Annotated in this window: 25 protein-coding genes and 2 pseudogenes; 18 read left to right on the top strand and 9 right to left on the bottom strand. The window is 36.1% G+C overall.

The annotated features are described in order from the left end of the window. Positions 1 to 15 precede the first annotated feature (15 nt). From BCER98_RS16705 to BCER98_RS16680, 6 genes are all read left to right on the top strand, one after another. Positions 16 to 645, top strand: a complete 630-nt coding sequence (locus BCER98_RS16705; RefSeq protein WP_012095772.1) for a DUF2953 domain-containing protein — start codon at positions 16 to 18, stop codon at positions 643 to 645. An 11-nt stretch (positions 646 to 656) separates the two neighbouring features. Further along, complete coding sequence (gene ytfJ / locus BCER98_RS16700; protein WP_012095771.1) at positions 657 to 1,052, top strand: GerW family sporulation protein; 396 nt, start codon at positions 657 to 659, stop codon at positions 1,050 to 1,052. Positions 1,053 to 1,187: 135 nt separating this feature from the next. After that, complete coding sequence (gene tpx / locus BCER98_RS16695) at positions 1,188 to 1,688, top strand: thiol peroxidase (protein ID WP_012095770.1); 501 nt, start codon at positions 1,188 to 1,190, stop codon at positions 1,686 to 1,688. A 184-nt stretch (positions 1,689 to 1,872) separates the two neighbouring features. Continuing rightward, complete coding sequence (locus tag BCER98_RS16690) at positions 1,873 to 2,862, top strand: class I SAM-dependent methyltransferase (RefSeq protein ID WP_012095769.1); 990 nt, start codon at positions 1,873 to 1,875, stop codon at positions 2,860 to 2,862. 288 nt (positions 2,863 to 3,150) lie between these two features. After that, a complete protein-coding gene (gene ackA / locus BCER98_RS16685; protein ID WP_012095768.1) occupies positions 3,151 to 4,344 on the top strand; it encodes an acetate kinase in 1,194 nt (397 codons plus the stop codon). A gap of 164 nt (positions 4,345 to 4,508) precedes the next feature. Further along, positions 4,509 to 5,342, top strand: coding sequence for an EcsC family protein (locus BCER98_RS16680; protein ID WP_012095767.1), 834 nt, complete (start codon positions 4,509 to 4,511; stop codon positions 5,340 to 5,342). Between the two features lie 31 nt (positions 5,343 to 5,373). Here BCER98_RS16680 and BCER98_RS16675 read toward each other — a convergent pair whose 3' ends face one another. Together BCER98_RS16675 and BCER98_RS16670 are read right to left on the bottom strand one after the other, a co-directional pair. Next, positions 5,374 to 6,024 (bottom strand): YitT family protein, encoded by a 651-nt coding sequence (locus BCER98_RS16675; protein WP_012095766.1) that lies wholly within the window; start codon positions 6,022 to 6,024, stop codon positions 5,374 to 5,376. A gap of 724 nt (positions 6,025 to 6,748) precedes the next feature. Further along, positions 6,749 to 7,066, bottom strand: coding sequence for a hypothetical protein (locus tag BCER98_RS16670; protein ID WP_012095765.1), 318 nt, complete (start codon positions 7,064 to 7,066; stop codon positions 6,749 to 6,751). A 162-nt stretch (positions 7,067 to 7,228) separates the two neighbouring features. Here BCER98_RS16670 and BCER98_RS16665 point away from each other — a divergent pair, with 162 nt between their 5' ends. Continuing rightward, a complete protein-coding gene (locus BCER98_RS16665; RefSeq protein ID WP_012095764.1) occupies positions 7,229 to 8,434 on the top strand; it encodes an argininosuccinate synthase in 1,206 nt (401 codons plus the stop codon). Then, a complete protein-coding gene (argH, locus tag BCER98_RS16660) occupies positions 8,431 to 9,819 on the top strand; it encodes an argininosuccinate lyase (protein ID WP_012095763.1) in 1,389 nt (462 codons plus the stop codon). Before BCER98_RS16665 ends, argH begins: the two co-directional genes overlap by 4 nt. A gap of 217 nt (positions 9,820 to 10,036) precedes the next feature. Here the strand turns inward: argH and BCER98_RS16655 are convergent. Both BCER98_RS16655 and BCER98_RS16650 read right to left on the bottom strand, forming a co-directional pair. Continuing rightward, positions 10,037 to 10,405 (bottom strand): annotated as a pseudogene (locus BCER98_RS16655) (DinB family protein); the annotation flags it as partial. Between the two features lie 98 nt (positions 10,406 to 10,503). Beyond that, positions 10,504 to 10,683, bottom strand: a complete 180-nt coding sequence (locus tag BCER98_RS16650) for a hypothetical protein (protein ID WP_012095762.1) — start codon at positions 10,681 to 10,683, stop codon at positions 10,504 to 10,506. A 96-nt stretch (positions 10,684 to 10,779) separates the two neighbouring features. On the opposite strand from BCER98_RS16650, the pseudogene BCER98_RS16645 reads away from it, so the two are divergent. Beyond that, a pseudogene (locus BCER98_RS16645) lies at positions 10,780 to 11,471 on the top strand (hypothetical protein). Positions 11,472 to 11,804: 333 nt separating this feature from the next. On the opposite strand, the gene BCER98_RS16640 reads toward BCER98_RS16645, so the two are convergent. Continuing rightward, positions 11,805 to 12,263: a universal stress protein gene (locus BCER98_RS16640; RefSeq protein WP_012095760.1), complete on the bottom strand. Its 459-nt coding sequence runs from the start codon at positions 12,261 to 12,263 to the stop codon at positions 11,805 to 11,807. Positions 12,264 to 12,409: 146 nt separating this feature from the next. On the opposite strand from BCER98_RS16640, the gene BCER98_RS16635 reads away from it, so the two are divergent. The 5 genes from BCER98_RS16635 to BCER98_RS16615 all read left to right on the top strand — a co-directional run bounded on the left by BCER98_RS16635 (position 12,410) and on the right by BCER98_RS16615 (position 16,126). After that, complete coding sequence (locus BCER98_RS16635; protein ID WP_012095759.1) at positions 12,410 to 13,207, top strand: SDR family oxidoreductase; 798 nt, start codon at positions 12,410 to 12,412, stop codon at positions 13,205 to 13,207. 281 nt (positions 13,208 to 13,488) lie between these two features. After that, positions 13,489 to 14,622 carry an alanine dehydrogenase gene (gene ald / locus BCER98_RS16630; RefSeq protein ID WP_012095758.1) on the top strand — a complete coding sequence of 378 codons (1,134 nt, stop codon included), beginning with the start codon at positions 13,489 to 13,491 and terminating at the stop codon, positions 14,620 to 14,622. Positions 14,623 to 14,838: 216 nt separating this feature from the next. After that, complete coding sequence (locus BCER98_RS16625; RefSeq protein WP_012095757.1) at positions 14,839 to 15,159, top strand: DUF6176 family protein; 321 nt, start codon at positions 14,839 to 14,841, stop codon at positions 15,157 to 15,159. Between the two features lie 216 nt (positions 15,160 to 15,375). After that, positions 15,376 to 15,582, top strand: a complete 207-nt coding sequence (locus tag BCER98_RS16620; protein ID WP_041810068.1) for a hypothetical protein — start codon at positions 15,376 to 15,378, stop codon at positions 15,580 to 15,582. A gap of 94 nt (positions 15,583 to 15,676) precedes the next feature. Next, the gene (locus tag BCER98_RS16615) at positions 15,677 to 16,126 is read left to right on the top strand and encodes a DUF3221 domain-containing protein (protein WP_012095756.1); all 450 of its coding nucleotides are present in this window, start codon (positions 15,677 to 15,679) and stop codon (positions 16,124 to 16,126) included. On the opposite strand, the gene pepQ is transcribed toward BCER98_RS16615, so the two are convergent. Next, positions 16,065 to 17,162 carry a Xaa-Pro dipeptidase gene (gene pepQ / locus BCER98_RS16610; RefSeq protein WP_012095755.1) on the bottom strand — a complete coding sequence of 366 codons (1,098 nt, stop codon included), beginning with the start codon at positions 17,160 to 17,162 and terminating at the stop codon, positions 16,065 to 16,067. The two genes, BCER98_RS16615 and pepQ, sit on opposite strands and share 62 nt — an antisense overlap. A 141-nt stretch (positions 17,163 to 17,303) precedes the next feature. Here pepQ and BCER98_RS16605 point away from each other — a divergent pair, with 141 nt between their 5' ends. Next, a complete protein-coding gene (locus BCER98_RS16605; protein WP_012095754.1) occupies positions 17,304 to 17,987 on the top strand; it encodes a metal-dependent hydrolase in 684 nt (227 codons plus the stop codon). Between the two features lie 190 nt (positions 17,988 to 18,177). Continuing rightward, positions 18,178 to 19,491, top strand: coding sequence for a CBS domain-containing protein (locus BCER98_RS16600; RefSeq protein ID WP_012095753.1), 1,314 nt, complete (start codon positions 18,178 to 18,180; stop codon positions 19,489 to 19,491). Positions 19,492 to 19,685: 194 nt separating this feature from the next. Here the strand turns inward: BCER98_RS16600 and BCER98_RS16595 are convergent, their stop codons facing one another. Beyond that, the gene (locus BCER98_RS16595) at positions 19,686 to 19,991 is read right to left on the bottom strand and encodes a YtpI family protein (protein ID WP_012095752.1); all 306 of its coding nucleotides are present in this window, start codon (positions 19,989 to 19,991) and stop codon (positions 19,686 to 19,688) included. Between the two features lie 188 nt (positions 19,992 to 20,179). Between BCER98_RS16595 and BCER98_RS16590 the strand changes: the two genes are divergently transcribed. Beyond that, complete coding sequence (locus BCER98_RS16590) at positions 20,180 to 21,112, top strand: DHH family phosphoesterase (protein ID WP_012095751.1); 933 nt, start codon at positions 20,180 to 20,182, stop codon at positions 21,110 to 21,112. A 68-nt stretch (positions 21,113 to 21,180) separates the two neighbouring features. On the opposite strand, the gene ytrI is transcribed toward BCER98_RS16590, so the two are convergent. Continuing rightward, positions 21,181 to 21,684 (bottom strand): sporulation membrane protein YtrI, encoded by a 504-nt coding sequence (ytrI, locus tag BCER98_RS16585; protein WP_012095750.1) that lies wholly within the window; start codon positions 21,682 to 21,684, stop codon positions 21,181 to 21,183. Next, the gene (locus BCER98_RS16580; RefSeq protein ID WP_012095749.1) at positions 21,681 to 22,019 is read right to left on the bottom strand and encodes a YtrH family sporulation protein; all 339 of its coding nucleotides are present in this window, start codon (positions 22,017 to 22,019) and stop codon (positions 21,681 to 21,683) included. Before BCER98_RS16580 ends, ytrI begins: the two co-directional genes overlap by 4 nt. Positions 22,020 to 22,136: 117 nt before the next feature. Here BCER98_RS16580 and dnaE point away from each other — a divergent pair, with 117 nt between their 5' ends. Next, on the top strand, positions 22,137 to 25,466 hold the full coding sequence (gene dnaE / locus BCER98_RS16575; RefSeq protein ID WP_012095748.1) for a DNA polymerase III subunit alpha: 3,330 nt from the start codon (positions 22,137 to 22,139) through the stop codon (positions 25,464 to 25,466). Positions 25,467 to 25,530 lie beyond the last annotated feature (64 nt).

Raw genomic sequence — 25,530 nt, 5'->3', positions numbered from 1 at the left:
AAAGGATGGGTATAAATGAAGTGGCTTGCAATCGGGATTGGGATTTTTCTTATTTTTCTTTTCCTTTTATTATTGTCAAAGATATCTCTTAAAGTGACGTTTTTATATTCAGAGATGGAGAAGCAATGTTTATTTCAAGTGAAAATATGGAAGGTAAAATATACATTCGATGTATTAGAAAGAATAGAAAAGCAACAGAAAAAGACTGGTCAAAAAATTGAGAAGGCTGAAAGAGAAGGCGGTATAGAAAATAAAATTATGGCACAACTTGATAGCATCGGAGAACTGATAAAAAAGCTTCAACAAATCCATACTATCGTTAAAGATTTTTTTAAAAAGGTGAAAATCAATGGCTGGAAATGGCACTCTCAAATTGGAGCAGGCGATGCAGCTAGTACTGGAATTGTTACCGGTTATGCCTGGGGAACAAAAGGGATGATTGCCGGAGTCATTGGGCAATATATGCATATTGTCGATATACCAGACTTTGAAATTACACCTGTTTTTCAAGGGAAAGGATTTGCATCAAGGTGTGAACTGACAGCATCTTTTCATTTGTATCGTGCTGTAATCACAGGAATAAAGTTGCTTATCTTTATGAGAAAGCAAAGATCTAGTGTGACAGAAAAATCTATTCAAGCATAGGGGGATATAGAATGGATCATCCAATTCAAAGTTTGATGACAACAGCAATGCAGCATTTAAAGCAAATGACAGATGTAAATACAATTATTGGTGACCCGATTAAAGCAGCGGACGGAAGTGTAATTCTTACCGTGTCGAAAGTAAGTTTTGGATTTGCTGCGGGTGGAAGTGAGTTTGGAAGGATTGAAAGTTCTGGCCGCCATCCATTTGGAGGAGGGAGCGGTGGAGGAGTCTCCATTAATCCTGTTGCCTTTCTTGTTATAAATGGAGGGGGCGTAAAAGTGTTACATTTAGATAAGCAAACGCATATTATTGACAAAGTAATTGAATTAGCGCCACAAGCTGTTGATAAAGTGAAGGAAATGATGGAGAAGCGAAAAGGCGATGAGCCAGAATTTGAAATTTAACAGTGAAAAAGAAGCTAGTCAATTGATTAGCTTCTTTATTTTTTTGTAAATGAAGCAATTTTGTTTGCATTCTGGCTAGGGACAAACTATCATTTACAGTGTACATATTTTATTTAAATAAAGGAGGAGTTTTAAGTGGCAAACGTAACTTTTAAAGGTAATCCAATGACTTTAGTTGGAACAGAAGTTAAAGTTGGCGATCAAGCACCAAACTTTCAACTATTAGCAAATGACTTATCTCCAGTAAGTTTAGAAACATATAAAGGTCAAGTGAAATTAATTAGCGTTGTCCCTTCAATTGACACAGGTGTATGCGATGCGCAAACACGCCGTTTTAATGAAGAGGCAGCTGGTATTGAAAATACAAAAGTATTAACAATTAGCGTTGATTTACCATTCGCTCAAAAACGCTGGTGTGCAGCAAACGGTTTAGAAAACGTAGTAACACTTTCTGACCACCGTGACCTTTCATTTGGTGAAGCATATGGTGTTGTAATGAAAGAACTTCGTTTACTTGCTCGCGCGGTATTTGTAGTAGATAGCAACGACAAAGTTGTATACGTAGAATACGTAAGTGAAGGTACAAACCATCCAAACTATGAAGCGGCATTAGAAGCAGCAAAAGCAGCGAAGTGATAAAAGGGAGGCGGCCTCTTTCTAAGAGGTCGTTTTTTCTCATATAGGATGAAATGGAAAAAGTATTCATATCGCTTTCAATTTGAAAAGGGAGCTCTAAAAAAGAGGTCGCTTTTTCTTTTTGCAAAAAATTAGATTGTGGTATGATATAAGTTATGTGTAATGGACTGAAGGAGGAATATATGTGAGTCAAACAGTAGAAACGTTATTTTCTATTTTCGATTCTTCTACCGTAATTTTACGTAAGGAATTGGATATGACATATTTAGAAGCGCTTGTAGAAACAGGGGATAACTTGTTTGAAGGAGCGATTTTGCAAGAAAATTTATCTGAATCAACAATGAAACGGTTGAATCGTGAATACAGTAAATTTAATGAAGAAACATATAAAAGTGAAGAAATTCGAAAAGCATTTCAGCTTGCGATCTTAAAAGGAATGAAAGAAGGTATACAAGCAAATCATGAGATGACGCCTGATGCAGTTGGAATATTTATGGGATACTTATTCCATAAATTTATGAAGGATCAGAAAGAAATAACTGTGCTAGATCCTGCAATTGGAACAGGAAATTTAATGACAACTATTTTTAATAGCGCTCAAGACGGAGTAGTAATGAGTGGATTTGGTGTAGAAGTAGACGATTTACTCATTAAGTTAGCCTTAGTAAATGCGAATTTGCAAAAAAAAGCAATTGAACTTTTCAATCAAGATGGACTTGCTTCACTTTATATTGATCCTGTTGATGCAGTTGTTTGTGATTTACCAGTAGGGTATTATCCGAACGAAGCTGGCTCAAGTGAATATAAGTTAAAAGCAGATGAAGGAATGTCTTATGCGCATCACTTATTTATTGAACAAAGTGTCAAGCATACGAAAGATGGAGGATACTTATTTTTCTTAGTGCCAAACTTTATTTTTGAAAGTGAGCAGGCGCCAAAGCTTCATGCGTTTATTAAAGAAACATGTTTTATTCAAGGGCTATTACAGCTACCTGTTTCCATGTTTAAAAACGAAAAAAATGCAAAAAGTATATTTGTTCTCCAAAAAAAAGGAGAAAAGATAGAAATGCCAAAACAGGCGCTATTAGTGGAATTACCTAAGTTTTCTAATGTGAAGGCGATGGAGGATATGATGAGCCAATTAAATAATTGGTTTGCAACTCATAAAGCATAAAACATGTAACAGATGTATTTATTTATGTAATACAGTTTTATAAGGTGGGTATGTAATTTAAATATACACAAGATTAAACTGAATTTTTTTGAAATCTGTAATATATATTTTTTCTTGGTGTTACAATTTTTTCACTTGAAATATATGGCGGACGATGTTTAAATTAAAATCGTGAGTATAAAATTCATCAAAATGAAACGTTTTCATTTTGATGAATTTAAAGAGATAAAATCGAGCGGTTTGTGGTTTTCCACATAACTACCAAGAGAAAAAGGGGCGAAAGATTAGATGTCAAAAATCATCGCGATTAATGCAGGAAGTTCTTCCTTGAAGTTTCAATTATTTGAAATGCCAAGTGAGAAAGTATTAACAAAAGGTTTAGTAGAACGTATTGGTTTAGAAGACAGTATTTTCACAATTACTGTAAATGGTGAGAAGCAAAAAGAAATTACAAATATTCCAGATCATGCAGTGGCAGTTAATATGCTTCTTAATAAATTAACTGAAAATGGAATCGTGAAATCTCTTGATGAGATTAGCGGTATCGGTCACCGTGTTGTACATGGCGGTGAAAAATTTGCTGACTCTGTATTAATTACAGATCAAGTATTAGCAGATATTGAAGACTTAAGCGAATTAGCACCACTTCATAATCCAGCAAACATTGTTGGTATTAAAGCGTTCCAAGAAGTACTTCCAAACGTACCAGCAGTAGCAGTATTCGATACAGCATTCCACCAAACAATGCCAGAATCTGCGTATCTTTACAGCTTACCATATGAGTACTATGAGAAATACGGTATCCGTAAATATGGTTTCCATGGAACTTCTCATAAATATGTAACAGAGCGTGCAGCTGAATTATTAGGCCGTCCACTTGAAAGCTTACGTCTTCTTTCTTGTCATTTAGGTAATGGTGCAAGTATCGCAGCTGTAGAAGGTGGAAAATCTATCGATACGTCAATGGGATTCACTCCACTTGCTGGTGTAACAATGGGGACGCGTTCTGGTAACATTGACCCTGCGCTAATTCCATACATCATGGAAAAAACGGGACAAAGTGTAGAAGAAGTAGTAAATGTATTAAACAAGAAAAGTGGTATGTTAGGTCTTACTGGATATTCTAGTGACTTACGTGACATTATTGCGAAAGAAGAAGAAGGCGACCACCGTGCAAAAGTAGCACTTGATGTGTTCGTAAGCCGTATTCACAAATACATTGGTTCTTACGCAGCTCGCATGAAAGGTGTTGACGCAATCATCTTCACAGCTGGTATAGGTGAAAATAGCGCCATCATTCGTGAGCGCGTATTAGAAGGTCTTGAGTACATGGGCGTATACTTTGATGCAAAACGCAACAACGTATTCGGTGAAGAAGCATTTATCAGCTTCCCACACTCTCCAGTAAAAATTATCGTAATTCCAACTGACGAAGAAGTTATGATCGCTCGTGACGTTGTTCGTCTTGGAAATGTTGGTTAATATATATCAGAAAGACGGAATCTTACATGATTCCGTCTTTTTTTGTGAGGAAATTGAAAATCTGTCTCTATGTATGAAATTCACATATGTGTACTTACCAAGTTTGCGAAGAAAAAGCAGAAATATGTTACAATAGAAAAAAATTTAGCGAGGTGATTGTTGCGATGCAATCGAAGCGAGAACAATCCATTTTACAAGAGATAAAAGAGTGGGAAAGACAATTGATAGAGCAAGAGGCGACTGATTTCCAAAAGATGTTTGATAAATGGATGTATGAAATAGTAGAAAAATTACCTAAAAAAAAGCGTGCAAACCTTTTTGCAAAAGTAGATGGCTGGCTATTTCATCTTCATGCATTTATTCAAAGCTCACAATCGCAATTAGATGCGCGCAATCGTATTTTAGGTACGGCTAGATTATTTGATGAATCCATTGAGAACTTAGATGACTTAAAAGTATTATCTATTGATCAATTAACATACATAGCAGAACAACAGACAGCGCGTCATCGACTATACTCTTTTGTACAAGGAGGAGCAACTGGTGTAGGTGGTTTATTCCTATTAACTGCGGATTTTCCTGTTATGATTGCGCTAAATGTAAAAGCTGTGCAGCTCATTGCAACTTCGTTTGGGCATGATGTGAATAAGCCGTATGAAATGATGCTTGCTTTAAAAGTATTTCACGCTGCATTATTGCCAACAAGATTACAGCAATATGCTTGGTCCAATTTACTGCAAGAATTAGAGCAAGAAGATTCTTACTTTTATGAAGGAGAAGAAGAGGTATTAAAACCAGCTTCAATAGAGGTTGTGCTTAAACAAATTTTGAAGACATTTTCAATTTATGCACTTCGTCGTAAATTATTTCAAGGTGTTCCTGTGCTAGGAATTGCAATTGGTTCCACTGTGAATTATCGTTTAACAAGAAATGTCACCGAATTTGCAAACAGATTTTATCAAGTGCGCTACTTATTAGAGAAAGAGAAACGTGTATGAAAAAAAGCGAGAGGCCGAGGCCTTTCGCTTTTTAGTTTGTTGCATGTTTTTTGGACATAGGAATGGATACGGTATTCTTTTCTGCTTTTGGATAGTAAATAAAGTCCAATGTTTTGGATTGAACAGCAATGGAAAGAATCGTAAATGCAATTTCCATCCAGTTTAAATAATATAATGAAAGTGCAAGAACAATCGCGTCAAAGACGAAGAAAATTTGCCCAATTGTAAAGCGTGTTTTTTTGCTTAATACAATGGTTAAAATATCGTCTCCGCCGGTTGCACCGCCAAATCGTAATATAAAACCGAGACCAATACCAGCTAACGCACCACCAAGTACAGCGGCAATCCATAAATGATTTGATAAATCTACCGCAAATGGAGAGTAGTTCTCCATAAAAGAATAAAATACGCCGAATGAAATCGAACCCAGAAATGAATAGCCAACCATCTTTTTGCCTAAAAATGTAGCACATAATAAGATGACAGGAATATCCATTAATACAGTCGAAATCGACGGTGAAATATCAAAAAAGTTTTGGATAAATAATGCAATTCCAACAAATCCACCTTCTGTTAAGTGGTTTTGGAAATGAAAATGATATAGTGCTGCTGATAAAATAAATGAACCAATTAAAACCATAAAAATTTCTTTAATAATTTGTCGACTTTGGATGTTCCTCATCGTTATTCCTTCTTTCCGTAGTTAGTAGTCTTTTTTCGTTTTGTAAACTAACTACGAGCGCATAGTAGCTGTCAGTTAGTTTACATCAAACTAACTACGCTATATGTCGCTGAAGAAATAACGAATAATCCTCTCGTCCATCAATTCTCCCTACTTTCGTTTTAGTTTAAGCCTAAAAAACGACTAAACAAAACTTTGGTAGAATTTCCTATTTAGCAATCCTATTCTCTTTTTTGTTTTGTTTAGCAAGTAACAGTGTGACTTAAACAAAACGCTATGTGTAAGAAGAATCTTTTCTTTGCCAAATTATCCTTCGGGCAATCATAATTTCCCCACTCTCGTATTTTTTCGCTAGACTAAAGGATCTGAGCTGAAAAATACGCTACGTGTAAGATTCATCAATTCGATGCCACATGCTCCTTCGAGCGATCATGATATCAAAATCCTTTCTGTAAAGATTTTATACTATTATATCATACTTTCAAAAAATGTATGCGTAAGGAAACCGACAATAATTGGAGGGAATCTACAGATTTCATTGTTTTTTTGAGATGATGGTGTGACATTTCGATATTTTTGTAAGATAATGCAAGTTATTTCAACAAGGAGTTTCATAACTTATGAATCGGTTTATCATGTAGTATATGAAAAAAACGAGTGCATCGTGTGCTGCCTTTTGACAAAAAGAAAGGACATGTCCCAAATGTAAATCGGGACATGTCCTTTATGGATGAGTTTTTCCGTGAGATACATCTTGCGTAAGACGATACCAAAGCCATAAATCATTAATAATGGAAGCAAGGTCTGCAATTTCAGAATTAAGTCTACAGGAAATCTCGAAGTTTTCCTCGTTATTGAGACGATGTTGTTTTTGATTAATATGATATTCAAGTTCTTTTATGCGATCAGGTATTTTTCCGCGAATTTGTTCCCACTTTAATAGAATTGTGTGTTGCACCTTTTCTGGGATGTCTTCCCATTCCTCTTGTAAATGTGGTATTTCAATTCCTAGATGTTCATCATAAATAAAATATGGTTTCATATAGACACCCCACTTTCTGTTTCTATTGTATCGAAAAGGAGAAAGAAGTTCGATAGAATTGTGAGAATTTTTTTGAATATCTCTTGATTCATTTGAAAAAAGATGATAAAGTTTGGATTATTATAAGTAATCATGAATATTTATTCTTTTAGGGGGTATAAAATGGAGAAGAAAAAAGTTGTGTTAGCATATTCTGGAGGCCTTGATACTTCTGTTGCAATTAAATGGTTGCAAGAAAAAAATTATGATGTTATCGCTCTTTGTTTAGATTTAGGAGAAGGGGAAGATTTAGAGTTTGTAAAAGAAAAGGCACTTTCAGTAGGTGCGATTAAATCGTACATGATCGATGTGCAAGAAGAATTTATGAATGAATATGCATTGGTGGCTTTGCAAGGGCATACGTTATATGAAGGGAAATATCCTCTTGTTTCTGCATTATCTCGTCCGCTAATTGCGAAAAAACTAGTTGAGATTGCAGAACTAGAAGGTGCTAGTGCGGTTGCACACGGATGTACCGGTAAGGGGAATGACCAAGTTCGTTTTGAAGTATCGATTCAAGCATTAAACCCATATTTAGAAGTAATTGCGCCAGTGCGTGAATGGAAATGGTCACGTGAGGAAGAAATTGCGTATGCAAAAGAAAACGATGTACCCATTCCCATTAATTTAGATAGCCCATTTTCTATTGACCAAAACTTATGGGGACGCAGTAATGAGTGCGGAATTTTAGAAGATCCTTGGGCAGCGCCACCAGAAGATGCGTATGAAATGACTGTACCATTAGAAAATACACCAGATCAGCCAGAATTTGTAGAAATCGGATTTGAAGAAGGTGTACCAACAACATTAAATGGAACAACTTACTCACTTTCACAATTAATGAAAACGTTAAATTCACTTGCTGGAAAGCATGGAATTGGGCGTATCGATCATGTAGAAAACCGCCTTGTCGGTATTAAATCGCGTGAGGTGTATGAATGCCCAGCGGCGATGACATTACTTACAGCTCATAAAGAACTTGAAGATTTAACACTTGTAAAAGAAGTAGCTCACTTTAAACCGATGATGGAACAAAAACTAACAGAATTAATCTATAATGGCTTATGGTTCTCGCCTTTAAAACAAGCGCTTGTTGCTTTTTTACAAGAAACACAAAAAACAGTATCAGGTACAGTGCGTGTAAAATTATTTAAAGGGCACGCGATTGTAGAAGGACGTAAATCAGAATATTCCTTATATGATGAGAATTTAGCGACTTATACAGTGAATGATGAATTTAACCACGATGCAGCAGTTGGTTTTATTTCACTATTTGGTCTTCCAACAAAGGTATATAGTCAAGTAAATCAGAAGAAGGTGGAAGCGTGAGTAAGCTGTGGGGGGGACGCTTTACAGAAGAAGCAGAAGCATGGGTCGAGGAGTTTGGGGCATCCATCTCCTTTGACAAACAATTAGTGAAACAAGATATAGAAGGCAGTATTGCACATGTTATGATGCTTGCGAAACAAGGGATTGTAACAAACGATGAAGCAGAGAAAATAAAAGAGGGCCTTCAATATTTATTAGAAGAAGCGAAAGAGAACAAACTACACTTTTCGGTAGAAGCTGAAGATGTTCATTTGAATATTGAAAAGATGTTAATTGAACAAATTGGCGAAGTAGGAGGAAAGCTTCATACAGGTCGCAGCCGTAATGATCAAGTCGCAACAGATATGCACTTGTATTTAAAAGAGAAAGTACAAGATATAATAAATGCTATAAAACAATTGCAGAAGGTTCTTGTCGATCAAGCAGAAGAGAATATTGAAACCATTATGCCAGGGTATACACATTTGCAGCGTGCACAACCGATTTCTTTTGCACACCATATACTCGCATACTTTTGGATGTTAGAACGTGATGTGAATCGCTATGAAGATTCTTTGAAACGTATAAATGTTTCCCCGCTTGGCGCAGGTGCTCTTGCAGGAACAACATTTCCAATTGATCGTGCATATAGCGCAAAGCTTCTCGATTTTGAAGGGATATATGAAAATAGTTTAGATGCGGTAAGTGATCGTGATTTTATACTAGAATTTTTGAGCAATTCATCTATGTTAATGATGCATATATCACGCTTTTGTGAAGAACTTATTTTATGGAGCAGTCAGGAGTTTCAATTTATTGAAATGAGCGATCGATATGCAACGGGAAGTAGCATTATGCCACAAAAGAAAAATCCGGATATGGCGGAACTGATCCGTGGTAAAACAGGAAGAGTGTATGGGAACTTATTCAGTTTATTAACAGTAATGAAAGGATTACCGCTAGCCTATAACAAAGATTTGCAAGAAGATAAAGAAGGAATGTTTGATACAGTTAAAACGGTAGAAGGCTGTCTTCATATTATGGCTGGTATGTTAGAAACGATGACTGTAAATAAAGAAAACATGGGGCAGGCTGTAACGCAGGATTTTTCTAATGCAACAGAAGTCGCTGATTACTTAGCAAACAAAGGACTCCCATTCCGCCAGGCGCATGAAATTGTTGGCAAGCTCGTTCTTCATTGCACGAAAAAAGGAATCTATTTATTAGATGTGCCGCTTGAAACATATAAAGAAATGAGCCCTTTATTTGAAGAAGATTTATATGAGGTTCTATCACCTTATGCAGCAGTAAAACGCCGTAATAGTGCAGGTGGGACAGGATTTGTTCAAATTGAACAGGCGTTGGAAAAAGCGAAGATATTAGTGGGAGAAGTTACTAGGAATTGAGTTGAAAGGTACACCAGTCTGTTAAAATCTGATGTGCTTTCTGTTTTGTTAGTATTTAAGTAAAATAACAATTTGGGGGAAGTTTATCCCGCTATTTTAGGGCAGCCCGATTGGTGAGGGCTCATAATCAGTGGGGGGGATGAAGAAAACCCTCACTGATTAAAGTTTCACTTAGTATGCATCGTTTTACTGTTAATTAACTTAATTGTAAATGTGGAAGTAACGTTTCTAATTCATTTACATTCATAGAGTAATAGACTTTTTTGAAGGGATTAAAATCCAAGGACCTTCATTCCTTTGCCGTGTTTTTCGTTGTATTCGGCATAAATGTCATGTATTTCAGTTGCAAATGGAGTATTTCTTCTGAGCTTGGCATAAGGAATAAGAGTGAAAGAGAATTGAATTGCTATTTTTAGCATTCTTGCAATTAAATATAAATGATAAAAATGCTCTCCAATAGACCATTTTTCATTCTGGGGGAGATACCATAGTTGTTCTTGAGATAGTGTGAATGGAGATAAGGAAGGAAGTGGTTTCTTTGGACATGTAATGTATGAAAATGTTTTGAGATGTTTTCCGATTGCATATTTTTATATCTTCCACAATTTTTTCCTCATTATAACATGTTTCGTGTGGATGTAAGTCAGCCTAGAGCAATCTGTTCTAGGCTGACAGTTTTATCAATTAATCGTACTTATGTCGATCTTCCGTAATTCGAATATACTCAATATCCATCAAATCTCGAAGTAATGCACCGTTACTTAGTTCCACACCATGTTTTTCTTTGAAATGTGTGCGAATCGTATCTAACATTTCGATTTCTTTCCCATTTACATCTAAAATAATACGTTCATAATCATCCATATTAGCCTCCTCCTTTCCTAAACACATATATTTTGTCCGCTTATTTCTAAAAAATGTATGTTAAAATAATGTTAGGAAATGAGAAAGGGATGGAAAATGAGTCGTATTTATTTGGTAGGGTTAATTTTATACACGCTAATTGTATTACACGTAGCATTCCCGAGTATATTTTCATTTGAGAATGTAGAAACAGTACACGTGGCGTTATTTACCTTTACTTTATTTTTGATAGATTGCTGTATTTCGATATGGCTTTTGAAAAGAAAACATGTACAAGATAAAAAAGAAATAGAACGGAAAAAGAGAAAACATTCATTTTGGATGACAACGTATTGTTTTTCTTTAGTAATTATTGCTGCTTTTTTTAGTGAGAATGTTCCGTTAGAAAGAGTAAATATCGGATTTGGAGCGATGATATTTGCATACTATTTTTTCATGCACTTCCTTCCTTATATGGAAGAAAAGCGAGGAGGAGAGGAAGATCCGCTTATAGAAGAAGCGAAAGAACAAGAGCATGAGAGAATAGAAGAAGATATGAAGAAACTTGGAGAACAAAAGTGGTATTTAAAATCTAAAATCATATATGTTCTTTGCTTTATTACGCCGCCAATCGGTTATTTGTATATGTTCTTCGTAAAAAAATGACAGAAGATGCAAGGCGATCTTATTTAACGATAGCGACAATAATGATGGTGTTATGGTCTTTGAAATTCTTTCCCCCTTATGTACTTGCGGTTGTCATTGTTGTCGTGGTTTGTCTTGTATTTATAGTGAAATATGTGAAATAAGTTGTAGTTGTAGGTGTCTTCTCAGTAGGAGTTATAGATATAATTGATGCTGCCGATGGAATTACAGATGAGGTAGACAGTGATAGTGTAGCGCAAACATCAGCTCCAGAAGCAACGGATGTAGAGTATATAGCAGAGGGAAATCCGAATACTCATCATGTAACACCCCATGAAAGAGTTTTACCCGACAGGAGTACAACATGGGTAGATGGTGATGTAAATACACAAGATGGCTGGGAGCAGCATAATCCGGATTACAGAATTCCTAAAGTAGAAAAATAAATAGGGTAGATAAGAGGAAGCCTCTTATCTACCCTAATTTATTTTTATGAATTAAAGCTCACCTTGCTCTTCATCACCGCGAACAACAAGGACATCGCATTTTGCATAGCGAATAATATGTTCAGAGACGCTACCAATTAAGAAGCGCTCTACAGCATTTAAACCAGTGGCACCGCACATGATTAAGTCTACTTTATGTTTGGGAGCAATTTCTTTTGAAATTTTAGATTTTGGATTACCGAATTCTAGTACAGTTTCTACCTTTTCAAGACCTGCTTCTAGTGCCGTTTTTTTGTAGTCTTCTAATAAGTCTTCTGCAAAAAGATTAGCACGTTCAGCAATCGCACGGCTATATGCTTCCACTGCAGAGTAAGCTTTCACATCAACGATATGAGCAATTGTTAGTGTCGCATTGTTACGTTTCGCGACTTGAATTGCTTTTTTAAAAGCTTTTTCAGCCTCTTTAGAACCATCTACAGCAATTAAAATATTTGTATATGTATTAGTCATAGTAAATTCCTCCCAATTGATTTTATAACCCTTTACAACTTAATTATAAAACAAATTCTGGTAATATACGTAAAAAAACGTTACAGAATTTTGAAAAGTTTGTTTTGATTCTTTTTAGTTGTAATTGCAGCAAGAACTTGTTACATATGGAGTATAGTAATTTAAAAGGAGGCATGTTTGTGAGACACGCGCTCATTACAGCCGGTACAAAAGGTTTAGGAAAGCAAGTAACAGAGAAATTATTAGCGAATGGACATTCTGTAACAGTCACATACCATAGCGACAGAAGCGCTGTAGAGGAAATGAAAGAAAAGTATAATCATATAGAAGAACGTCTACAGTTTATACAAGCGGATGTCACGAAGAAAGAAGATTTACATAAAATAGTAGAAGAAGCGACAAAGCGTTTTGGTAAGATCGATTTTTTAATTAATAATGCGGGTCCTTATGTGTTTGAACGAAAAAAATTAGTGGATTATGAAGAACAGGAATGGAATGAGATGATTCAAGGAAATTTAACGGCGGTATTTCATCTGTTAAAACTCGTTGTTCCAATTATGAGAAGGAATCAATTTGGTCGCATTATTAATTATGGATTTCAAGGGGCCGATAGTGCACCGGGATGGATATATCGTTCAGCTTTTGCAGCAGCAAAAGTAGGGCTTGTTTCATTAACGAAGACAGTTGCTTATGAAGAAGCAGAATATGGTATTACAGCAAATATGGTTTGCCCAGGTGATATTATTGGTGAGATGAAAGAAGCAACAATTCAAGAAGCGCGCATATTGAAAGATAAGCGTACGCCAATTGGTAGATCAGGAACAGGTGAAGATATCGCACGTACCATCTCATTTTTATGCGAAGAAGATTCTGATATGATTACGGGTACAATTATTGAAATAACAGGGGCAGTTGATGTAATTCATCGATATCGACAAAAGTAAATAAAGTGAAACTTTAATCAGTGGAGGTTCTTCATCCCCACTGATTATGAGCTCTCACCAATCGGGCTGTTACGGGCAGCCCTACTCCCACCTATCTTCCTTGCTTCTTTCTGAATCTTGAGGTGGGAGTCTTACTGCCCTAAAATAGTGGGATAAAATCTATCGGAAAACTTGTGTTATTTTTTGTAAAATATTGAAGGATTATGTTAGAATATAGGGGCATAGAAAGCGTTTTAAAAAATGATTTAGGGGTCATTTCATAACTCAAGGGGGAATTAATAATGCGTATCGGTATTCCAACAGAAATTAAAAACAATGAAAACCGTGTGGCAATGACGCCAGCTGGTGCTGTACATCTTGTACAAAATGGTCATGAAGTTTTTGTTCAAAAAGGTGCAGGTTTAGGTTCTGGTTTTACAGATGAAGAATACGTACAAGCTGGAGCGAAACTTGTTGAAACTGCTGAAGAAGCATGGAATCAAGATATGGTTATGAAAGTTAAAGAACCGATTGAAAGCGAATATAAATATTTTAGAGAAGGTTTAATTTTATTCACATATTTACATCTAGCTCCAGAACCTGAGTTAACAAAGGCTTTAATTGATAATAAAGTGATATCAATTGCTTATGAAACAGTACAATTAGATAATCGTTCTTTACCATTACTTGCACCGATGAGTGAAGTAGCAGGTCGTATGGCTGCACAAATTGGAGCGCAGTTCCTTGAGAAAAATAAAGGCGGCAAAGGTATTTTACTTGCAGGCGTTCCAGGAGTAAAACGTGGGAAAGTAACAATTATCGGTGGCGGTCAAGCTGGTACAAACGCAGCGAAAATTGCGGTTGGACTAGGTGCGGATGTAACAATCATCGACTTAAGTGCAGAACGTCTTCGTCAATTAGATGACATTTTCGGAAATCAAGTAAAAACGTTAATGTCTAATCCTTACAATATTGCACAAGCTGTAAAAGAATCTGATCTTGTAATCGGTGCAGTATTAATTCCAGGTGCAAAAGCGCCAAAACTTGTAACAGAAGAAATGATTCAATCAATGGAACCAGGTTCTGTGGTTGTTGATATCGCGATTGACCAAGGTGGTATTTTCGAAACAACGGATCGCATTACAACTCATGATAACCCAACTTATGAAAAACATGGCGTTGTGCATTATGCAGTTGCAAACATGCCAGGTGCGGTTCCACGTACATCAACTCTTGCATTAACAAACGTAACAGTACCATATGCGGTACAAATTGCAAACAAAGGCTACAAACAAGCTTGCCTAAGCAATACTGCATTATTAAAAGGTATTAACACATTAGATGGCTATGTAACATTCGAAGCAGTTGCAGAAGCTCATGGCTTACAATACGCTGATGCGAAAGAGCTGCTTGAAAAAGCTCCTGCTTTATCATAATAAATATTGGGTGAGGCCCTTCTTGTGATAAGGAGGGCTTTTTGTTTAGAAATTCCTTGAAATGTTTTTTTCTTGCTAATACGATTCCTCTTATGATAGTTTGAAATGATGTATGTGAGCTAGTAAACTAGGTTTTCAGCATCCGATAGAATACGTTTGATATGTACGTAAGAAAACGGAGGAATAAAGATGAATGTCGAATGAACAAGATTCAAAGTGAAGCCAGGAAAAAGTCATCGTGTAGATGAATGGATGCAGCTTCTTAATGACAATATGAAAGAAGTGCTTTTGACACTAAACGACGAAAAAATGTATGTAGAGACAATTTTCCGGGAAATAAGAGATGGAGAAGAGTACTTATATTGGTATTCTGTACAAGGAGAAGGGGGGACTCTTGTCGAAAATTCTCATCATGAAATTGATAAAAAGCACTTAGCATTTTGGTATGCATGTATTGATGAAGAAGCACCAGCTGTCGATATGAAAACAGAAGTTATAATGATTCAAGATGTTGTCAAAGAAGCGATGAAAGAATAGAATGATAGTTTGTATATAAGCAGAAAAGCGCATCAACATAGATGGGCTTTTTTCGTTAAGATGCAATTGGTAAAAAAGATGAATGAAATAATTTACAAAAGATATACTAATATATAGGATATTGCAAGAGTCGTAATAGTTGAGAAATATTGATTACATTCCATTAATGTGAATAATCAGAAAATTTATGGTATAATATAGGAAAAGGGGGCTTATATGAGGCAAATACATGGAGCAATCTACATCTATATAACACTGTTTTTTATTGGAGTGTCTTATTACTTAGAGCATTCATACTCGCACCCAATTTTAACTTTTTTGAGCGGGACTTGTATGGTTATAGCGATTTTTGTACATCTTTTCTCAGTTTGGATTGTAAATTTTCAAGTGAATATTAGTAAGATGAAAGAAGGCACTTTTTGAGTGCCTTCTTTTTATCATTCTTAACTGCTGAATTTTGAGGTGAGGGTCTTATTGCCCGCAAATAGCGGGATAAAACTTTTAGGGGGGGGATGAAATGAGGGGAAAGAGCTCAATGGTTTGGGTATTTGTTTTTTTAAGTATTTTCCTTACAGTACTCACATCATGTGCATCTACATTTCCATCTAAACAAATCGCTACTGTAGAAGGGTATGTCATAGTGGGAAATGATAATGTATATTTCATCACGAATAAAAAATTTGAAACAAAAGCAGAGTTTCAAGAGTATATAGAAGAGCGACTACATGAGAAGTTTCCAACTGACACTGTTTTGAAATTTGTTGATAGCAGCACATATCAGCAGTTGAAATCAGGATATAAAATAAAAGTATGGTTTTCTCAAATACTTGAGAGCTATCCAGCCCAAATGATTGTTGAGAAGTTTGAGGTAGTAGATAAAAAGGTAGCATTCTCGCTACCTTTTTTTATTTCACAAACTGCAATTCTTTCGGGAATTTTGTTAAAATTTCTGTTCCGTCTTTTGTGATGTAAATATCATCTTCAATTCGAACTCCGCCTACATTTGGTACGTAAATTCCTGGTTCAATTGTGAAGACCATGCCTTCTTTTAATGGAGATTCGTTTCCTTCTTTTACATCTGGATATTCATGTACACTAATACCAAGGCCATGGCCGAGGCGATGCGGGAAGAAGTCTCCGTAGCCAGCGTCTGCAATAACAGAACGGGCAGCGCGGTCGATAGCACCGAGTGTAACGCCCGGTTTACATGCTTCAATTGCTTGTAGTTGTCCAGATAGTACGGTGTTATAAATACGCGTTTGTTCTTCAGAAATATCGCCGAATGCGACTGTGCGTGTAATATCAGAACAGTAACCATCAATAATTACACCTAGGTCGAATAGAACGAAGTCACCGCGCTTCATTTTGTTAGCGCCTGGTACACCGTGAGGTAGAGCTGAATTCGCTCCAGTTAAGACCATCGTGTCGAATGACATTTTATGTATACCTTTTTTCTTTAGTTCATGTTCGATAATGGCTAGTACTTCTAATTCACTACGATTTTCTTTAATGGCCTCTACACCAATACCGACAGCATAATCAGCCATATGAGCAGCTTCACGTAAAATAGAAAGTTCTTTTTCATCTTTAATTAAACGAAGCTCACGCACTTTTTCTTCTGCAGAGTGAAAAGTTGCATTTGGGAATAATTCTGTTAATGCTTCATAGCGTTCCACATTTAAGTGTTCTTTTTCAATTGCAACTGCATTTGCTTTGATACTGCGGTCTTTCAATACTTTTGCAATCATATCCCACGGTCTGTCAGTATCAGTAAATCCAATAATTTCGTGTGTCCATCCAGCGTTTCGTGCTTGATTTTCTTCCATTTTCGGACAAATTAAAATAGGTTCTTGTTCTTGGAATACAAATAGACCGAGTAGTCTTTCGTGCGGTTCGCAATGGAAGTTCGTCATGTAGAAAACGTTTGGTGTAGAAGTTAAGAAGGCTGCTTCTACGTCTTGTTCTTGTAGCCAGTGCATGAATTTTTCTAATCTAGTATTCATCGATCGACACCTCCGAGATTTCAGTTACATATATAACTTTACATCGGATGAAAGAGTTATGACAAGTAAATAGATGTTAGAAAAGACAGGAAATTGTGAAATCATGTAGAATAAAAGGTGTGAGTAAGGAGGAATGTAACAATGAAAATATCTTATCACGGGCATTCAGTTGTAAAGATTGAAACGAATGGAAAAGTGATTGTAATTGACCCATTTTTAACAGGAAATCCGAAAACAGATTTAAAAGCGGAAGATGTAAAGGTAGATGCGATTCTTTTATCGCACGGCCATGGAGATCATGTGGGTGATACAGTCGAAATTGCAAAGCGGAATGATGCGATTGTAGTAGCTCCTTTTGAACTAGCGACGTTTTTAGGATGGCAAGGTGTGAAGACGCATCCAATGCATATCGGTGGGGCGCATGAATTTGATTTTGGAAAAGTAAAGTTTACGCAAGCATTCCATGGTTCTAGCTACATCGATGAAGAGAATAAGACGATTACATATACAGGAATGCCAGCTGGGATTTTATTTACAGCAGAGGAGAAAACAATTTATCATGCAGGAGATACAGCATTATTTTCTGATATGAAATTAATTGGAGATCGTAATGATATTGAATTAGCATTTTTACCAATTGGTGATAACTTTACAATGGGACCAGAAGATGCCGCGTTAGCAGTGAAATGGATTGATGCGAAAACAGTTGTGCCGATGCATTATAATACGTTCCCGGTTATTGAACAAGACCCACATCGCTTTGTTGAAAAACTAACAAACTGTACAGGGAGAGTATTAGAAGTGGGAGAAAGTATTACACTATAGAAAAGAAACCCTTCATTTGATTGAACAAGTGAAGGGTTTCTTTATGTATGAAAAATAGGTGTAAGAATTCATTTGTTATATGGAAAATAGTACAGATATATAAAGAGAGTGTGTAACAGTTTTGAAAATATAGTATACTAAACATACAATACATGAAGAATTTAGGGAAAAGAAAGTATGGTGAAACCATTTGGCTACCAAACATAACCAAATTTTAGAGCATATTAATAACTTGCCAGTAGGGCATAAAATTTCTGTCCGTCAAATTGCGAAGGATTTAGGTGTCAGTGAAGGAACAGCATATCGCGCAATTAAGGATGCAGAAAATAAAGGGTATGTAAGTACGATTGAACGCGTGGGAACAATTCGAATTGAACAAAAGAAGAAAGAAAATATTGAAAAACTGACATATGCAGAAGTCGTTAACATTGTCGATGGCCAAGTGTTAGGTGGGAGAGAAGGATTACATAAGACATTAAATAAATTCGTAATTGGCGCAATGAAATTAGAAGCGATGATGCGCTATACAGAAGCTGGGAACTTATTGATTATTGGGAACCGTACAAATGCGCATCAGCTTGCACTAGAAAGAGGAGCTGCTGTATTAATTACAGGTGGGTTTGATACGGAAGATTATGTGAAGAAATTAGCAGATGAATTGAGGTTGCCGATTATTTCAAGTAGCTATGATACATTTACGGTGGCGACACTAATTAATCGCGCGATTTACGATCAGCTTATTAAAAAGGAAATCGTACTTGTTGAAGATATTTTAACACCAATTGAAGAAACGTTATATTTAAAGCCAGATGATAAAGTGGAGAGATGGCATGCTTATAATAAAGAAACGATGCATGGACGTTATCCAATCATCGATGACAATAAAAAAGTATTAGGAATCGTAACGTCAAAAGATATGATTGGGGTTGCAAAAGAAACACCGATTGAGAAGGTCATGACAAAGCAACCGATTACAGTGAATGGAAAAATGTCTGTTGCTGCGGCAGCACGTATGATGGTTTGGGAAGGAATTGAAATGCTTCCTGTGGTGGATGAAGGAAGCAAACTGCAGGGAATTATTAGTCGTCAAGATGTACTTCAGGCATTGCAAATGATTCAGCGTCAGCCACAAGTAGGAGACACAATTGATGATATCGTAACAAGTCAATTTGTAAATCAAAAAGAAACAAAACATGAACAAAATTATCAATTTTCAGTAACGCCACAAATGACGAATTCATTAGGAACGTTATCTTATGGTGTATTTACAACGATTGTAACAGAGGCGACCAATCGTGTGATTCGAGCGCAAAAGAAGAGTGATTTAATCGTTGAAAATTTAACGATTTACTTTGTAAAACCGGTCCAAATTGATCATATCGTATCAGTTCATCCAAAGGTATTAGAAATTGGTCGTAAATTTGGAAAAGTTGATGTCGAAGTACATCATGAAGGAAATGTTGTGGGGAAAGCACTGCTTATGGTGCAGTTAATTGATCGATAAATAGAATGAAAAAAGAAGCGTGCAGGACTTTCATAGCAAGAGTCGTATAAAAAATGTCGTTTGAAGCGGAATAATTGCACTTTCACATGCAAGGAAATCTATTGTATGTACATTCAGCTTTTGTTGTATAGATCGATTGTGAAATTGAAAAGAAATAAAAAAGCATCTGCCCAAATAGCCGATGCTTTTTTACATTACATTGTTTTATAGGCTTCTGCTTCTTTTACAGCTAGAGGTAAGAAATGCTTATATTGACGGAAGCCATTTAAAATACTTGCAATGCCAAATAAGAGAAATAATGCGCCGACAATGATTCGGGCAGTAGAAAGCTCTAGGAAAAATTGATTGAAACCAAATAAAGCAACAAATGAACCGAGTGCCATTGCCGACTTTCCGGAAAGCCAGCCTTTCTCCATTGGACGGTTTGTACGAAAATATTTTGTTTTATAGAAAAGATACAACATAAATGAGATGATAATACAAAAGACTAATACTGGCATAATACAATCCTCCATTATTTTGCATATTCTGTTTCTCCGCAGAATGACAAGTATAAGTAAAAAATCTAAACTTTCTGATTTATATTATAAAGGAATTGTTCGCATGTATGAAATATTTTCCGCTATAATGGAGAATAAAGTGAAAATAGGGTATATAAATATCGATTGATACAAAGGAGATTATACATATGCATGAACAAATTTTAGCGGCAATCCAAGAGTTTGATACAATTATTATTCATCGTCATGTGCGTCCAGATCCAGATGCACTAGGATCTCAATGTGGACTGGGCACAATGTTACAAGAATCGTTTCCAGAAAAAAATATTTATATGGTTGGTTACAATGAACCGTCTTTATCGTATTTACGAGTAATGGACGAGATTGAAGATAGTGTATATGAAAATGCACTTGTTATTGTTTGTGATACAGCCAATCAGGAACGTGTTTGTGATCAGCGCTATACAAAAGGGAAGATGTTAATTAAAATTGATCATCATCCAAATGAAGACCCGTACGGGGATATTACATGGGTGGATACAACAGCAAGCTCTACAAGTGAATTAATTTACGAGTTTTATTCTTATGGGAAAGAGAAAGGCTTAAAAATGACAGCGGAAGCAGCGCGTCTTATTTTCGCAGGAATTATTGGAGATACAGGACGTTTCTTATTTCCGAATACAACCGCAAAAACGTTCCGCTATGTCAGTGAACTTGTCGAAATGGGTGTTACATTTACTGAATTATATGATGAGATGTATAAAACGAAAGAGAAAATCGCTCGTTTAAACGGCTACATTTTACAAAATTTTACGATGACAGAAGAAGGTGCGGCCTACATTAAGTTAACGAAAGAAATATTACAACAATTTGATGTGCTTCCTTCAGAAGCATCTGGTGTTGTAGGAGCGCTTGGTAATATTGATGGATTGAAATCATGGGTTCTGTTTTTAGAAGAGGACGATGTTATTCGTGTTCGTCTTCGTTCAAAGGGACCTGTTATTAATACTTTAGCAATGCAATATAATGGTGGGGGACATCCGATGGCTTCTGGTGCGAAAGTATCTTCTTGGGAAGAAGCAGATCGTCTTTTTGAAGATTTACGTGTCATTTGCAAGTAAGTAGAGGGAATGCTATCGTTGTTGGAATTATTTCAATAGACTGAGGAGAAAAGTAGAGCGAAAAGGCTCTACTTTTCTTTTTCTATATGAACACTAATTTCAAGTACAGTATCAAAAGAAATCATGTCGACTTTAAAGCGATACATACGGTCATAATGTTTATAGGTTTTATTTTCAATTAATTTTTTGAGCAGTTCTTTATTTTTAGCGATACTTTGAATATTTTTCGTTAAAAGATGCTGGAGGTCGTTATGAATAGAAGTAGTCATGTTCTCAAGTGTAAGGTTGTCTAAGTCATATTTTTCCCCGTTGATAATTTTTATTTTAATTTCTTGAATTGTTAAGAGTCGTTTATTCTCCTTATTCAGTTTATCTTGATCTTCAAGAAGCACACGTAGTTTTTCTTCTTGTTTATTTATAATGTATTTTTGTTCTGCAATTTGACTAGCTTGTTCTTGCTGGAAGATGCCATATATGTAGAGGAAGATAAACCAGCTAATTACACCGCCAACAGCAGCACCAGCTAAAAATAAATACCATCGTTTGGCAGTAGAAGCGCTGGGAACTCTCATACATGCTCCTGTGTTAACCATTTAATAATAATAAGACCAGTTTGCATGCCACCTGTTGCAAAGAAGATAAGTAAAATTTGTTTCACAATATCTTTCATATCTCCCTCAAAAAAACTTCTCTCAAAGCTATAAAATGTATCGAAAGTACCACCAATTGCCGCTACCAGTGCCCAAATTCGTAAGTTTTGTGCGAATTGATTGATGTAGGTAAGGGCTGGTTTGCCAATAAGAAATGCTCCAATTCCTCCGATTAACGAGCCGCCGAGTAGGACCCCAAAGGCAATAAAGTAACTAATAATAAGAAGAGAGAAAAAAGTTTGTTCTCTTATGTCCATTGTCATTCCCCTTTCCTCATCATATATATGGACAAAGTGTGAGAAGTATGTTTTGATTTCCCCTTTCCTCATCACCTATAATGAAAGTAGTCAAATAGGTAAAGAGAGGGTACAACAGTGAAGTTTGTGCATTTACAATGTCAAACCGTTTATAGTTTGTTAAAAAGTGCTTGTAAAATTGATGAACTTGTGGCTAGAGCGAAAGAACTTGGGTTTTCAGCTCTTGCAATTACAGATGAAAACGTGATGTACGGAGTTATTCCATTTTATAAAGCATGTAAGAAGATGGGGATAAAGCCGATTATCGGATTAACAGCTTCCGTTTTTAATGAGGAAGAAGAACGCGCTTATCCACTTGTTTTATTGGCTGAAAATGAAGTAGGTTATCAAAATCTATTGAAAATTTCTAGCACCATTATGACAAAGTCTAAAGATGGAATTCCAAAAAAGTGGCTTGTCCATTATGCGAAAGGATTAACCGCAATTTCACCAGGGAAAGATGGAGAAATTGAACAATTATTATTGCAAGGAAAAGATGAGCGTGCAGAAGAAGTTGCCCGCACGTACCAAAATATGTTTGGCCATTTTTATATGAGTGTGCAGCATCATGCAATTCAAGATGAATTATTGTTGCAAGAAAAAATAGAAGAGTTTGTCAGAAATATGAACATTCCAATCGTGGCAACAAATGATGTTCGTTATATTAATCAAAACGATGCACTTGTGCAAGAATGTTTATTATCTGTCCAGAGCGGTACAAAGATGACGGATCCGGATAGGCCAAGGTTGAAAACGGATCAGTACTATTTGAAATCATCCGCTGAAATGGAAGCCTTATTTTCTCATGTGGAAGAAGCACTTCGTAATACCATTCATATTGCAGAACGTTGCCATGTAGAAATTCCATTTCATGTGAATCAATTACCGAAATTTCCTGTTCCTACTAATGAAACGAGCGATGCTTATTTGCGCCGAATGTGCGAAGAGGGGCTATATAAACGCTATGGAACGCCAAAAGAGGTACATGTGAACCGTTTATATCATGAACTTGAAGTTATCTCTCGCATGGGGTTCAGTGATTATTTCCTCATCGTATGGGACTTTATGAAATATGCACACGAGAATAGGATTTTAACAGGGCCAGGACGTGGATCGGCAGCGGGTTCACTTGTCGCATATGTACTAGAGATTACAGATATTGACCCAATTGCATACAATTTATTATTTGAAAGATTTTTAAATCCAGAACGTGTTACACTTCCGGATATTGATATTGATTTTCCTGATGTAAGACGCGATGAAATGATTCGTTATGTAAAGGATAAATACGGCCAGCTTCGTGTTGCTCAAATTGTTACGTTCGGAACACTGGCTGCAAAAGCAGCAATCCGTGATATTGCTCGTGTAATGGGATTGCCGCCTCGAGATATTGATTTGTTCTCTAAACTGATTCCATCGAAACTTGGGATTACATTGAAAGAAGCTTATGAGGAGTCAGAAGCACTTCGTGATTTTATTCAAGGAAATCTTTTGTATGAACGTGTGTTTGAAATTGCAAAACGTGTGGAAGGATTACCGCGTCATACGTCTATCCATGCAGCTGGCGTTATTATGAGTCAAGAGCCCCTAACAAAAAGTATTGCGATTCAAGAGGGGCATAATGACGTATATGTAACGCAATATCCAGCGGATGTTTTAGAAGAACTTGGACTACTAAAGATGGACTTTTTAGGGTTGCGCAATTTAACATTGCTTGAAAATATTCTTACTTTTATTACAACAACGACTGGAAAACAAATTGATATAAGGAATGTATCGCTCCAAGATGAAAAGACATTTCAATTGCTCGGAAGAGGAGATACAACAGGGGTATTTCAGCTTGAATCAGGTGGAATGCGAAATGTACTTCGCGGGTTAAAGCCAAATGAATTTGAAGATATCGTTGTCGTCAACTCTTTATATCGCCCAGGACCGATGGAACAAATTCCAGTCTTTATTGAATCTAAACATGGAAGACGAAACATTCAATATTTACATCCAGATTTGAAACCGATTTTAGAGAGTACATATGGTGTAATTGTTTATCAAGAACAAATTATGCAAATTGCTTCTAAATTAGCTGGATTTTCACTTGGAGAAGCGGATTTACTTCGCCGTGCAGTCAGTAAAAAAAGTCGAGATATTTTAGAGGAAGAGCGAAAGCATTTTGTGCAAGGTTGTTTACAAAATGGATATGATCAAACATCTGCAGAGCAAATTTACGATTTAATTGTTAGATTTGCAAATTACGGTTTTAACCGAAGCCATGCGGTGGCCTACAGTATGATTGGGTATCAACTTGCATATTTAAAAGCGAATTATCCACTTCAGTTTATGACCGCTCTATTATCCAGTGCAATTGGAAATGAAGATAAGATTACGCAATATATACGCGAAACAAAACGCAAAGGTTTCTGTGTTTTGCCGCCATCACTTCATAGAAGTGGCTATCATTTTCAAATTGAAGGGAATGCGATTCGTTATAGCCTTCTTTCCATTCGAAATATTGGGATGGCAACAGTGACTGCTTTGATTGAAGAAAGAGAGAAAGCGCCGTTTCAAGATTTATTTGAGTTTTGTCTTCGAATGCCAGTGAAATTTGTAACAGAGCGCAATTTAGAGGCGTTTGTTTGGTCTGGTTGTTTCGATGATTTTCAAGTTTCACGAACAACTTTGTTTAACAGCATAAAGGGTGCTCTAGAATACGCAAGTCTTGCGCGTGAATTAGGAGAAGAAAGTGTACCAAAATCAGTTTACGTGCAAGGGAAAGAGTTGTCTTTTATCGAACAATTGAATAAGGAAAAAGAAACGCTTGGTTTTTATTTATCAAGTTATCCGACAGCTCAGTATGCAAGTTTAGTAAAAGAATTAGAAATCCCTTCTCTTGCGCAAGCAATGAGACAAAAAGGAAAAGTACAACGCGCGATTGTTTACATTACAAGAGTGAAAATAATTCGCACAAAAAAAATGCAAAAAATGGCATTTGTTACGTTTTGTGATCAGAATGATGAAATGGAAGCGGTTGTTTTTCCAGAGACATACATTCATTTTTCAGAAAGGTTACAAGAAGGAGAAATTGTTCTTGTTGAGGGAACGGTAGAATCTAGAAATAATAAATTACAGTGGATTATAAATGGGCTGTATTCATTAGAACAAATGGATGTATATAACGAAATGAAAGAAGCATCCATTTATGTCAAATTACCTTCGCAGTACGATAAGAAGTTATTCAATCAAGTTACAAAAATATTATTTCACTATTCAGGTTTTGCGAAAGTACTAATTTATTATGAAAAGGAACATAAAGTGGTACAATTATCTCGTAGTTTGTCAATCCATCCGAGCGAGGAATGTTTAAGAACACTTCGTGAAATTGTCGGCAAAGAAAATGTGGTCGTAAAAATATAATGGACAACGCCCCTATAGTTCGATTATTATAGTAGTAGTGTTCGTGGTCAGACCACTCGGAAAA

Origin of the sequence: Bacillus cytotoxicus NVH 391-98 (genome assembly GCF_000017425.1) — a bacterium.
GTDB classification, from domain to species: domain Bacteria; phylum Bacillota; class Bacilli; order Bacillales; family Bacillaceae_G; genus Bacillus_A; species Bacillus_A cytotoxicus.
This window is presented reverse-complemented; position numbering and strand designations above follow the sequence as displayed.

Bases quoted from the DNA above. Each gene is read 5' to 3' on its own strand.
- BCER98_RS16705 (WP_012095772.1), top strand. From the start codon at position 16: ATGAAGTGGCTTGCAATCGGGATTGGGATTTTTCTTATTTTTCTTTTC.
- ytfJ (WP_012095771.1), top strand. From the start codon at position 657: ATGGATCATCCAATTCAAAGTTTGATGACAACAGCAATGCAGCATTTA.
- ackA (WP_012095768.1), top strand. From the start codon at position 3,151: ATGTCAAAAATCATCGCGATTAATGCAGGAAGTTCTTCCTTGAAGTTT.
- BCER98_RS16680 (WP_012095767.1), top strand. From the start codon at position 4,509: ATGCAATCGAAGCGAGAACAATCCATTTTACAAGAGATAAAAGAGTGG.
- BCER98_RS16675 (WP_012095766.1), bottom strand. From the start codon at position 6,024: ATGAGGAACATCCAAAGTCGACAAATTATTAAAGAAATTTTTATGGTT.
- BCER98_RS16670 (WP_012095765.1), bottom strand. From the start codon at position 7,066: ATGAAACCATATTTTATTTATGATGAACATCTAGGAATTGAAATACCA.
- BCER98_RS16665 (WP_012095764.1), top strand. From the start codon at position 7,229: ATGGAGAAGAAAAAAGTTGTGTTAGCATATTCTGGAGGCCTTGATACT.
- BCER98_RS16650 (WP_012095762.1), bottom strand. From the start codon at position 10,683: ATGGATGATTATGAACGTATTATTTTAGATGTAAATGGGAAAGAAATC.
- BCER98_RS16640 (WP_012095760.1), bottom strand. From the start codon at position 12,263: ATGACTAATACATATACAAATATTTTAATTGCTGTAGATGGTTCTAAA.
- BCER98_RS16635 (WP_012095759.1), top strand. From the start codon at position 12,410: ATGGAGTATAGTAATTTAAAAGGAGGCATGTTTGTGAGACACGCGCTC.
- ald (WP_012095758.1), top strand. From the start codon at position 13,489: ATGCGTATCGGTATTCCAACAGAAATTAAAAACAATGAAAACCGTGTG.
- BCER98_RS16620 (WP_041810068.1), top strand. From the start codon at position 15,376: ATGAGGCAAATACATGGAGCAATCTACATCTATATAACACTGTTTTTT.
- BCER98_RS16615 (WP_012095756.1), top strand. From the start codon at position 15,677: ATGAGGGGAAAGAGCTCAATGGTTTGGGTATTTGTTTTTTTAAGTATT.
- pepQ (WP_012095755.1), bottom strand. From the start codon at position 17,162: ATGAATACTAGATTAGAAAAATTCATGCACTGGCTACAAGAACAAGAC.
- BCER98_RS16605 (WP_012095754.1), top strand. From the start codon at position 17,304: ATGAAAATATCTTATCACGGGCATTCAGTTGTAAAGATTGAAACGAAT.
- BCER98_RS16595 (WP_012095752.1), bottom strand. From the start codon at position 19,991: ATGCCAGTATTAGTCTTTTGTATTATCATCTCATTTATGTTGTATCTT.
- BCER98_RS16590 (WP_012095751.1), top strand. From the start codon at position 20,180: ATGCATGAACAAATTTTAGCGGCAATCCAAGAGTTTGATACAATTATT.
- ytrI (WP_012095750.1), bottom strand. From the start codon at position 21,684: ATGAGAGTTCCCAGCGCTTCTACTGCCAAACGATGGTATTTATTTTTA.
- BCER98_RS16580 (WP_012095749.1), bottom strand. From the start codon at position 22,019: ATGGACATAAGAGAACAAACTTTTTTCTCTCTTCTTATTATTAGTTAC.